Here is a 10232-nt window from a genome sequence, read left to right as displayed (position 1 = left end):
TCATCTCCATGGCGCGCTCCGGCAGCAGCTTGCGGCCGGAGTGAAGCAGCTCACGGAGGGTCGAGCCGTCCACGTACTCCATGACGATGTACGGGATCGACACGTTGTCGATGTAGTCCTCGCCCGTGTCGTAGACCGCGACGATCGCGGGATGGTTGAGCGAGGCGGCCGACTGGGCCTCCCGGCGGAACCGGGCCTGGAAGGAAGGGTCACGCGCGAGGTCCGCGCGCAGCGTCTTCACCGCCACGGTGCGGCCGAGGCGGGTGTCATGCGCGAGGTAGACCTCCGCCATGCCACCACGCCCGAGCACCTGGCCCAGTTCGTACCGGCCGCCGAGGCGACGCGGCTCTTCCATAGCTACCTACCAGCCCTCTCCGTCGGTCCCGACCGGAAGCGTGTGCGGTCGGAGGCTGCCGTCCGGGCCTACCGTACCCGGCTCGTTTTGTGTGACCTGGCCAAGCCCGTCAGCCGATACCGGACCGGTACCGCAACGTGCACCGATGTGAAGCAGACGTGAGCGGGGTCACTTCTTGCCGTTGATGACCGCCTCCATCACGCTCCTCGCGATCGGTGCCGCGAGGCCGCCGCCGGAGATGTCGTCGCGCACCGCGTTGTCGTCCTCGACGACGACCGCCACGGCGACCGGCGCGTTGTCGTCGGAGTCCTTGGCGTAGGAGATGAACCAGGCGTAGGGGTTCTCGCTGTTGTCCACACCGTGCTGGGCGGTACCGGTCTTGCCGCCCACCTTGACGCCCGGGATCTTGGCGTTGGAACCGGTGCCCTTGTCGACGACCGTCTCCATCATCGACTGCAGGATCTGGGCGTTCTCCGCCGACAGCGGCTGGCTCAGCTCCTCCGGGTCGGTCTTCTCGATCGGGTCGACACCGGACGACTGGAGCTCGTCGACCATGTACGGCTTCATCAGCTTGCCGTCGTTGGCGACGGCCGAGGCGACCATGGCCATCTGCAGCGGGGTCGCGGCGGTGTTGAACTGGCCGATGGAGGACAGCGCCGTCTGCGAGGGGTTCATGTCGTCGGAGAACACCGAGGCGTTGGCCCGGACCGGCGTGAAGTGCTCCTCACCGAAGCCGAACTCCTTGGCCTCCTTCAGCATCTTCTCGTTGCCGAGGTCGGCGCCGATCTTGCCGAAGACGGTGTTGCAGGAGTACTGCAGGGCGACGCGCAGGGTCGCGTTCTCGCAGGGGATGTTGCCCTCGTTGGGCAGCTTGGTGGTGGTGCCCGTCATGACCCAGGGGTCCGGGGACTTGGTCTTCTGGTCGGCACTCGTGTAGAGCCCGTCCTCCAGGGCCGCGGCCGCGGTGACCACCTTGAAGGTGGAGCCGGGCGGGTAGGTCTCGCGCAGCGCCCGGTTGAGCATCGGGTCGTTCGGATTGTTCTTCTTCTGCAGCTTCTGCCAGGCCTCGGTGTCCGTCGTCGTGGAGTTGCCGGCGAAGGACGACGGGTCGTACGACGGGTAGGAGGCCAGGGCCAGGATCTTGCCCGTCGACGGCTCCAGGGCGACGACGGCACCTTTGCCGCCCTGCCTCTTCAGCCCGTTGTAGGCGGCCTTCTGCGCGGCGGCGTTCAGCGTCGTGACGACGTTGCCGCCCTGCTGCTTCTCACCGGTGAGCATGTCGAGGGTGTTGCGGAAGAACAGCCGGTCGTCGTTGCCCGTGAGGATGCCGTCCTCGAGGGACTCCAGCTGGGTCGCGCCGAAGGCCTGGGAGGCGTAACCGGTGACCGGCGCCCACATCGGGCCGTTCTTGTACGTCCGCTTGTACGTGAAGTCGCTGCCCGACGTCTCGGCGGAGCCGGTGACCGGCTTGCCGTCGACGATGATGTCGCCGCGCGGCGAGGCGTAACGCTCGATGGTGACGCGGCGGTTGTTCTTGTCGGACCTGAGCTCGTCGGCCTGGACGTACTGGATCCAGTTGTCGCGGATCAGCAGGGCCAGGACCAGCAGGCCGCAGAAGATCGCGATCCGGCGCAGGGGCTTGTTCATGACGGGCGGACCACCTGGGTCATCTCGGCGTCGGGGTTGGCGGCGGGGGCGGGGGCCGGGCGGCGGGCCGTGTCGCTGATGCGCAACAGGATGCCGATCAGGGCCCAGTTGGCGATCACGGAGGAACCGCCGTACGCCACGAAGGGCAGCGTCATACCGGTCAGCGGGATGAGGCCCATCACACCGCCGGCCACGACGAAGACCTGCAGGGCGAACGCGCCGGACAGGCCGATCGCGAGCAGCTTGCCGAACGGGTCGCGGGCGGCGAGCGCGGTGCGCACACCCCGCTCCACGATCAGGCCGTACAGCAGCAGGATCGCCATGACGCCGGCGAGGCCCAGCTCCTCGCCGAAGGTGGCGAGGATGAAGTCGGAGTTGGCGGCGAAGCCGATGAGGTCGGAGTTGCCCTGACCGAGGCCGGTGCCCAGGGTGCCGCCGGAGCCGAAGGCCCACAGGGCCTGCATGGCCTGCTCGGAGTGGACGATGCCGTCCTGGACGCCGGCCCGGGAGAGTTCGAACTCGCGCATCGGGTCGAGCCACGCCTGCACACGCGTCTGGATGTGCGGCTCGAAGCTCGCCACGCTGACCGCGCCGACCGCGGACATCAGCAGACCGAAGACGATCCAGCTGGTCCGCTCGGTGGCGACGTACAGCATGATCACGAACATGCCGAAGAACAGCAGCGAGGTGCCGAGGTCGGTCTCGAAGACCAGGATGAGGATGGAGAGCACCCAGACGACGAGGATCGGGCCGAGGTCGCGGCCGCGCGGCAGGTACAGCCCCATGAAGCGGCGGCTGGCCAGCGCCAGGGCGTCCCTCTTCACCATGAGGTAGCCGGCGAAGAAGACCGCGAGGACGATCTTCGCGAACTCACCGGGCTGCAGCGTGCCGAGGCCGGGGATCTTGATCCAGATCTTGGCGCCGTAGATGTTCGCGCCGAGTCCCGGCACGAGCGGCAGGATCAGCAGGAACAGCGCACCGGCCATGGAGATGTACGTGTAGCGCTGCAGAACGCGGTGGTCCTTGAGGAAGATCAGCACCGCCACCAGCAGGGCCACGCCCATCGCGGAGTACAGCAGCTGCCGGGGTGCCGCCTCGACGAACGTCTTGGACGCCTGGAGCTTCTTGGACTGGTCCAGCCGCCAGATGATCACGAGTCCGATGCCGTTGAGCAGGGTCGCCAGCGGCAGCATCAACGGGTCCGCGTACGGCGCGAACTTCCGTACGACGATGTGACCGACGCCCGCGAGCAGGCCGAGTCCGAGACCGTAGCTCAGCAGGCCGGGCGGCACCGAGCCGTTGATGGCCAGACCGACGTTGGCGTAGGCGAACACCGGGATGACGACGGCGAACGCCAGCAGGGCCAGCTCGGTGTTGCGGCGGCTCGGGGCGCCGATCGCGCCGATCGTGGACGTGTGGTGCGTCGGCGAGTGCGATGCATTCGTGCTGCTCATCGTGTGACAGGGCCTCTCACGGCTTGCCTACTGCTTACCGCACAGCGAGACGACCTTCTGCTCTTCCTCCGAGAGGCTGGGGCCGGGGCTGGGAGTGGGTGCGGTCGTGGTCGGGGGCGTGGACTTCGAGGGCGCCGACGGCGAGCCCGACGGGTTCGACGGGTTCGGCGTCGGTGTGGCTTTGGCCTTGGACGTGAAGGAGGCGGGTGTGGTTCCCGTGGTGCCCCCGGCCTCGCCCTCACCGGTCTTGGCGTTCTTCTGGCTCTCGGCTTCGCGCCGCTGTGCCTGCTTCTTGCACGCGGAGGCCTGCACCGACAGTTCCTGGATCTTCGCCCGGGCGTTCTTCAGGTCGCCCTCGGCGATGGTCGCCTTGACCAGCTTCTGCTGGTACGGCGGCAGGTACTTGAGTTCGATCTCGGGGTGGTCCTTCTCGACCTTCGACAGCGACACCCAGGCCAGGTCCTGGCTGATGCCCCGGTACAGCGCGACGTGCTCGTCCTCGGCACCGACGTAGTACTGCGTCTGCGTCCAGCGCCAGCCGCCGTACAGGCCGCCGCCGACGACGGCGAGGGCCAGGGCGATGTAGAAGGACCTCTTGAGCCAGCGGCCCTTCTTGCGGGGCTTGTCGAAGTCGCCGTCGCCGTAGTCGAAACCGGCGGCGGGGATGTAGCCGGTGGTGTCGCCCGAGCCGGGCGGGCCGAACTCGCCGCCCCCGCCGCCGTGTCCACGGCCCTGGCGGCCGAGGCCGGAGGCGCGGCCGGCGGGGGTCTGCATGATGCCGTTGTCGTGCAGCTGGTGCTGGTTCTCGGCGACGGCGCCGACCACGACCGGGGTGTCGGACAGCTGCCCGGCCAGGGTGTCGCCGGTGTCCAGGTCCAGCACGTCGGCGACGATGACCGTGATGTTGTCCGGGCCGCCGCCGCGCAGCGCCAGCTCGATCAGGTTCTGCACGGTCTCCTGCGGGCCCTGGTAGCTGGCGAGGGCGTCCTCCAGCGTCTGGTGGGACACCACGCCGGACAGGCCGTCGGAGCAGATCAGGTAGCGGTCGCCGGCGCGGACCTCGCGGATGGACAGATCCGGCTCCACGTGGTCGCCGGAGCCCAGCGCGCGCATCAGCAGCGAGCGCTGCGGGTGCGTGGTGGCCTCTTCCTCGGTGATGCGGCCCTCGTCGACCAGGCGCTGCACCCAGGTGTGGTCCTGGGTGATCTGCGTCAGCACGCCGTCGCGCAGCAGGTACGCGCGCGAGTCGCCGACGTGCACCAGGCCCAGGCGCTGGCCCGTCCACAGCAGGGCGGTCAGGGTGGTGCCCATGCCCTCCAGCTGCGGGTCGTCCTCGACCATCGAGCGCAGCTGGTCGTTGGCGCGCTGCACGGCCGTGCCGAGCGAGGTGAGGACGTCGGAGCCGGGGACGTCGTCGTCGAGGGCGACGATGGTGGAGATGGCCTCGGAGGAGGCGACCTCGCCGGCGGCGGCGCCGCCCATGCCGTCGGCGATGGCGAGCAGGCGCGGGCCGGCGTATCCGGAGTCCTCGTTGCCCTCGCGGATCATGCCCTTGTGCGATCCGGCGGCGAAGCGCAGTGACAGACTCATGCGCACCTCGCCCGTCGGCTCCGGGTACAGCCGGTCGTGTCGAGCCACACTGCCCACCCTCCGGTCGGGAGCGCGCCGGGGGCCGGGGTGAGGCCCGCCGCTGCGTGCTCGCTCCGCTCGCGCCTATCCATGATGTAGCACTACTTCCGCAGCTCGATGACGGTCTTGCCGATGCGGATCGGCGCGCCCGGCGCGATCGGTGTGGGAGTCGTCAGCCGCGTCCGGTCCAGGTACGTGCCGTTGGTGGAGCCGAGGTCCTCGACGATCCACTGGCCGTCGCGGTCCGGGTAGATCCTGGCATGCCGGCTGGAGGCGTAGTCGTCGTCCAGCACGATCGTCGAGTCGTGCGCCCGGCCCAGGGTGATGGTCTGCCCCTGGAGGGCGACCGTGGTGCCGGTGAGGGTCCCCTCGGTCACGACGAGCTTGGTGGGGGCGTTGCGGCCGCGCCGGCCGCCCGCGGACTGCTGGCGCTGCGGCGGCGGTGCCTGCCGGGCGGCCTGCTGCTGCCGGCCGGCCTCGCGGCGCGATCCGCGCTGCGTGACCCGCGTTCCGAACAGGTCGCTTCGGATGACCTGCACGGCCACGATCACGAACAGCCACAGAACGGCCAGGAACCCCAGCCGCATGACCGTGAGGGTCAGCTCTGACATTGCCCCCGCTTCACCCTTCGGCTTGCCTATAGATAACGGTGGTGCTGCCCACGACGATCCGCGAGCCGTCGCGGAGCGTAGCGCGGGTGGTGTGCTGCCCGTCCACCACGATGCCGTTGGTGGATCCGAGATCCTGGATCGTCGAGGGCGTTCCGGTCCGGATCTCGCAGTGCCGGCGGGAGACGCCGGGGTCGTCGATCCGCACGTCGGCGTCGGTGCTGCGGCCCAGCACGAGCGTCGGGCGGGAGATCTGATGGCGGGTGCCGTTGATCTCGATCCAGTGGCGGGTGCGTCCGCCGGCGGCCGGCGCGGCAGGAGGCCGCTGGCCGCTCGCGGGCTGGGGATAGCCGTAACCGCCGGGGCGGCCGCCGGGAGGCGGCGCGGCCGGCATGGGCGGGGCGCCGGTGGGCGAGGCGGCCGGCGGGTAGCCGTAGCCGCCGGGGCGGGCGCCCTGCGGGGCGGCGGGTGCGCCGCCGGCTCCGGGGCCGCCCTGCTGGCTGCTGGAGGAGGCGAGCGTCCGGCTGCGCACGCGGTACAGGCCGGTGTCGAGGTCGTCCGCCTTCTCCAGGTGCACCTTGATCGGGCCCATGAAGGTGTAGCGCTGCTGCTTGGCGTAGTCGCGCACCATGCCGGCGAGCTCGTCCCCTAGCTGCCCGGAGTAGGGGCTGAGCCGCTCGAAGTCCGGTGTGCTCAGCTCCACGATGAAGTCGTTGGGGACGACCGTGCGGTCGCGGTTCCAGATGGTGGCGTTGTTGTCGCACTCGCGCTGCAGCGCGCCCGCGATCTCCACGGGCTGGACCTCGGACTTGAACACCTTGGCGAAGGTGCCGTTGACCAGACCTTCGAGACGCTGCTCGAACTTCTTCAGGACTCCCATGGGGCACCTCCTCCGTCGCTGCCGTCCTGTGTACCGCCCTGCGGGCCACTTGCCTGGTACTGCTTACTGATCGTATCCACGCGCCGGTCGATCGGCTGGTTCCCCCTGTCGGCCCCGCCGACAGGTGTCGACGCATGACGAAGTTCCCTGTGGAGCTCCTCTTCGAACTCCTGCCGGAGTACTGGTGCGCGCAACCGCCCGGCGTACTCCTGCCATGGATCGTAGAGGCGGCGGGAGACCAGTGTCCCGCACCCGGCTGTGGACTCGGGCCCCTCCTGGGGAGACCCGGGGGTACCGGTACGAGGTTGATACGTGAACAGGCACGCGTCGATACGTGGCACGGACATCCATGACCCGGGACGGCCCCCGCCAGGGGCGGAAAGGGATGTGAACCCACCCCGTCCAGCGTGCTAATGTTCTGGGTGTCGGAAGGCGCCGGCCCGAAAAGGACGGAGCCCAGGACACACCCAATGCGCGGGTGGCGGAATAGGCAGACGCGCTGGATTCAGGTTCCAGTGCCCGCAAGGGCGTGGGGGTTCAACTCCCCCCTCGCGCACCGTCGGAACGGGCGGCATCGATCAGATGCCGCCCGTTCTTCGTTCTCCCGGTTCTCCCGGCTTTCTCGGCTGTGACGGTCCTCTCGCCGCGGAGGCGGACCTCGCTCGGGAGGCGGGCCTCGATCCCTTGTCGTGTGAGGAAGCTCTCAGGGCTGCTCGGAGGCGGCCCGGCCGAGAGTGCGGCCCGGGGCGAAGCGTTCCCGGACCGCCGGGTCGTCCCGGAGGCGGGGCGGGTAGCCCGGGCCGGTGCGGGCGGTGAGGTCCCCGGGGTCCAGAGGGTCTCCGCAGGAGGAGCAGACCACCCGGGCCTGCGTGTCGTGGCCGCAGGTCGTGTGGTGCAGCACCACCGGCGCACCCTCGTCGCCGGCCAGCCAGCGGTCGCCCCAGGCGTTGAGCGCGGCGAGCACGCCGAAGAAGTCGCGGCCCTTGTCGGTCAGCACGTACGCGTGGCGGACCGGCTCGCTCTGGTAGGCCCGGCGGTGCAGCAGTCCTTCCGCCTCCAGGCGCCGCAGCCGGTCGGTGAGGGTGTTGCGGGCGATGCCCAGGGTGCCGATGAAGCCGTCGAAGCGGGACTCGCCGTAGAAGAGCTCGCGCAGGACCAGCAGGGTCCAGGCGTCGCCCAGGAGGTCGGCGGTACGGGCGATGGAGCAGGGCCAGCCGTCGAACGAGGTCCGTCTCATGCGCTCCACTGTAGAAGGACGCCTCCTGGTCGGTCTCATGATGAGACGAAGGCCGGGTCGGTGGGCAGGCGTCACTCCCGGAGGCCCGCCGGGTCCGCCGGGCGGCGGCGCAGCGCGAGGGCCGTGGGGACCAGCGCGGAGGTCACGGCCAGGGCGGCGCAGGCGGCCACCGTCACGCCCAGCGCCTGCCACGGCAGGACGACGGCGGCGGGCACGGACAGCAGCGCGAGGGCGCTCCACAGGCCGGCCAGGTTGACGACGGTGACCAGGAGACCGAGGAGGGTGCCCGCCGCGACGACCGTGAGGGACTCGGCGCACGTCACCTTCAGCACCTGCCACCGGGTGGCACCGGTGAGCCGCAGCACGGCCAGGTCGCGGAGCCGGCCGGACGTCCCCATGGCCGTGGTGTTCGCCACGGAGATGCCCGTGTACAGCAGGGCGAGAGCGAGGACCAGGAGGAGGCCGAGCCGGGTGGTGCGCTGTGTGCCGGGCCGGGTCTCCCGCAACCATGCCTCCCGGGTGAGGACCCGGTCGCCGGTGCGGGCGGCCCGGTGCAGGGCGGTGGAGACGGCCGCTGCGCCCGCGCCCCGGGCCAGGGCGACGTCGACCCGGTCGACCGGCGCTCCGGGGGCGTTGCGCGGAGTGAGGTGGACGCCGTTGCCGCCGGTGCCGGTGGGCATGACCGCGGCGATGCGCAGGGTCCGCCGGGTGCCGTCGCCGAGCCAGACCTGGACGCGATCGCCCACCCGGTGCCGTTGCCACTCCTCGTTGACGATGATCGAGTCGTCGTCGAGGGCGCTCACCGTGCCGGCCGTCAGCGGCACGTGCGAGGTCGCGGCCAGGGTGCGCGGATCCGTGGCGCGGGCCTCGGAGCGGATCAGGGCCACGCCGTCCTCCAGCATGTGCACGGCCGTCGCGGCCGAGGGCGCGACCACGGCGCCCGGCACCTGCCGCATCCTGCGCAGGGTCGCCCCGTCGAAGCCCGCCCGGTCCTTCGGCAGCACGACGAACGCGGCGGTGGTCCGTTCCCGCGCCTCCTCGGCCCTGGCCCGGTTCAGGGTCGCGGTGGTGCCGAGCAGGGAGCCCGCGAGGGCGACCGTGACCAGGACCGGCGCCGCGAGCGCGGCGCACCGGCGCAGCCCGCTGGCGGTGTTCTCGCGGACCAGCAGGGCACTGACCCCGGGCAGGGCGGTGAGCAGCCGGGTCAGGGGCCGCAGGAGCAGCGGGGAGAGCAGGGCGGCCGCGCTGATCAGCAGCATCGGGCGGCTGATGTACGTCTTGCGGTGGAGGAGGTCGCCCGGGTCGGTGCCCAGCGCGAGGACCAGGGTGGCCAAGGCCGTGAGGAGCAGGGCCGTGCCGCACAGCAGGCGGCCCCGGGTGAGACGGCCGCTGTCGGCCGACGCCTCGCGCAGGGCCTCGGCCGGTGCGGTGCGCCCCGCCCGCCAGGAGGCCGCGCCCGCCCCGGCCAGGGCGACGAGCAGGCCGGTCCAGAAGGCCGCGTGGTACGGCCATGTGGGGTCTCCCAGGGTGAACCAGGAGGGAGCGAGGTCCTCGGTCACGGCCCAGGAGACGAGGTGCGGCGCGGCGCGGTCGCCCAGCGCGCAGCCGGTGACCGAGGCGAGCACGCCGACGGCCAGGGCCTCGGCGAGGACGCCGCGGCGGATCTGGCCCGGGGTCGCCCCGGCCGTGCGCAACAGGGCGAACTCACGGCGCCGTTGGGCGACCGCGAAGGCGAACGTGGAGGCCACGACGAAGACCGACACGAACGCGGTGACGCCTGCGGCGGTGCCGAACAGGGCGTTCAGCGCGGTGAGCGCCTCCCGGTCCCGGTCGTGGGCGGGGTCGCCGATCCGGCGCGCGTCGCCGGTGAGGACCAGGGCCGTGCCGCGCACGGCCCTCCGCACGGCCACCGGATCGGCGTCGGTCTCCAGCCGGAGGACGCGGGAGGGGCCGGACCGCCCGTCCACCCGCACCGGGCCCAGCTTCCGCAGTGCGGCGACGGTCGCGGGCGGGATCGGGCGGGGGTGGGCGACCCGGGCCGTGCGCACGCCGGATGGGGTCGGTACGCGCAGGGCGTCCCGCGCCTGCACGACGACGGAGGCGGCCGGCGCGCGGCCGGGAGCGGCCGAGAGGGAGGAGGCCAGGGCCAGGCCCGTCACGGTGAGCAGGGCCACGCCCAGCGCGAGCGCGACGAAACTGCCGGTGAAGGCGGACCAGTGGGCGCGCAGCGTGCGCAGGACGACGCTCGGCACGGGGGGACCTCCGGGTGGGTGTTCGGCATGGTGGGTTCTGCGGGCAGGGCGTGCGGGCGGTGCTGGAGGCGGGCCGGTTCCTTGCGCGGTGGGGTCCGCGGATGGGGTGGGTGGGTTGCGGTGCTGGAGGTGGGCGGGTTTCCGGCGCGGGGGGGGGGGGGGTCCGCGGA

General features: G+C 71.5%; 8 protein-coding genes and 1 tRNA gene. 1 reads left to right on the top strand and 8 read right to left on the bottom strand.

Going from position 1 to position 10232, the window contains the following annotated elements:
- The 6 genes from ACZ4M5_RS22530 to ACZ4M5_RS22505 all read right to left on the bottom strand — a co-directional run.
- The coding region (locus ACZ4M5_RS22530; protein ID WP_467739433.1) for a protein kinase domain-containing protein at positions 1-355 on the bottom strand (355 nt) is incomplete at its 3' end.
- Positions 356-523: 168 nt separating this feature from the next.
- Positions 524-2002 (bottom strand): peptidoglycan D,D-transpeptidase FtsI family protein, encoded by a 1479-nt coding sequence (locus tag ACZ4M5_RS22525; RefSeq protein ID WP_467739431.1) that lies wholly within the window; start codon positions 2000-2002, stop codon positions 524-526.
- Entirely contained in the window at positions 1999-3456 is a 1458-nt protein-coding gene (locus ACZ4M5_RS22520) for an FtsW/RodA/SpoVE family cell cycle protein (RefSeq protein WP_467739429.1), read from the bottom strand. The genes ACZ4M5_RS22525 and ACZ4M5_RS22520 overlap by 4 nt, the downstream gene beginning before the upstream one ends.
- Before the next feature lie 27 nt (positions 3457-3483).
- Positions 3484-5046, bottom strand: a complete 1563-nt coding sequence (locus tag ACZ4M5_RS22515; protein ID WP_467739489.1) for a Stp1/IreP family PP2C-type Ser/Thr phosphatase — start codon at positions 5044-5046, stop codon at positions 3484-3486.
- Between the two features lie 140 nt (positions 5047-5186).
- On the bottom strand, positions 5187-5696 hold the full coding sequence (locus tag ACZ4M5_RS22510; protein WP_333931879.1) for an FHA domain-containing protein FhaB/FipA: 510 nt from the start codon (positions 5694-5696) through the stop codon (positions 5187-5189).
- 10 nt (positions 5697-5706) lie between these two features.
- Positions 5707-6573 carry an FhaA domain-containing protein gene (locus ACZ4M5_RS22505; protein WP_467739427.1) on the bottom strand — a complete coding sequence of 289 codons (867 nt, stop codon included), beginning with the start codon at positions 6571-6573 and terminating at the stop codon, positions 5707-5709.
- Between the two features lie 472 nt (positions 6574-7045).
- On the opposite strand from ACZ4M5_RS22505, the gene ACZ4M5_RS22500 reads away from it, so the two are divergent.
- A tRNA-Leu gene (locus ACZ4M5_RS22500) sits at positions 7046-7129 on the top strand.
- Positions 7130-7276: 147 nt separating this feature from the next.
- On the opposite strand, the gene ACZ4M5_RS22495 is transcribed toward ACZ4M5_RS22500, so the two are convergent.
- Positions 7277-7810, bottom strand: a complete 534-nt coding sequence (locus ACZ4M5_RS22495) for a winged helix-turn-helix transcriptional regulator (protein ID WP_467739425.1) — start codon at positions 7808-7810, stop codon at positions 7277-7279.
- Between the two features lie 71 nt (positions 7811-7881).
- Positions 7882-10062, bottom strand: a complete 2181-nt coding sequence (locus ACZ4M5_RS22490) for an ABC transporter permease (RefSeq protein ID WP_467739423.1) — start codon at positions 10060-10062, stop codon at positions 7882-7884.
- Between the last annotated feature and the right edge of the window lie 170 nt (positions 10063-10232).

It is taken from the genome of Streptomyces sp. NPDC026246 (assembly GCF_055567995.1).
The sequence above is the reverse complement of the archived record's forward strand: the minus strand, read 5'-3'. Positions and strand labels throughout refer to the sequence as shown.

Bases quoted from the DNA above. Each gene is read 5' to 3' on its own strand.
- ACZ4M5_RS22495 (WP_467739425.1), bottom strand. From the start codon at position 7,810: ATGAGACGGACCTCGTTCGACGGCTGGCCCTGCTCCATCGCCCGTACC.
- ACZ4M5_RS22515 (WP_467739489.1), bottom strand. From the start codon at position 5,046: ATGAGTCTGTCACTGCGCTTCGCCGCCGGATCGCACAAGGGCATGATC.
- ACZ4M5_RS22510 (WP_333931879.1), bottom strand. From the start codon at position 5,696: ATGTCAGAGCTGACCCTCACGGTCATGCGGCTGGGGTTCCTGGCCGTT.
- ACZ4M5_RS22505 (WP_467739427.1), bottom strand. From the start codon at position 6,573: ATGGGAGTCCTGAAGAAGTTCGAGCAGCGTCTCGAAGGTCTGGTCAAC.
- ACZ4M5_RS22520 (WP_467739429.1), bottom strand. From the start codon at position 3,456: ATGAGCAGCACGAATGCATCGCACTCGCCGACGCACCACACGTCCACG.
- ACZ4M5_RS22525 (WP_467739431.1), bottom strand. From the start codon at position 2,002: ATGAACAAGCCCCTGCGCCGGATCGCGATCTTCTGCGGCCTGCTGGTC.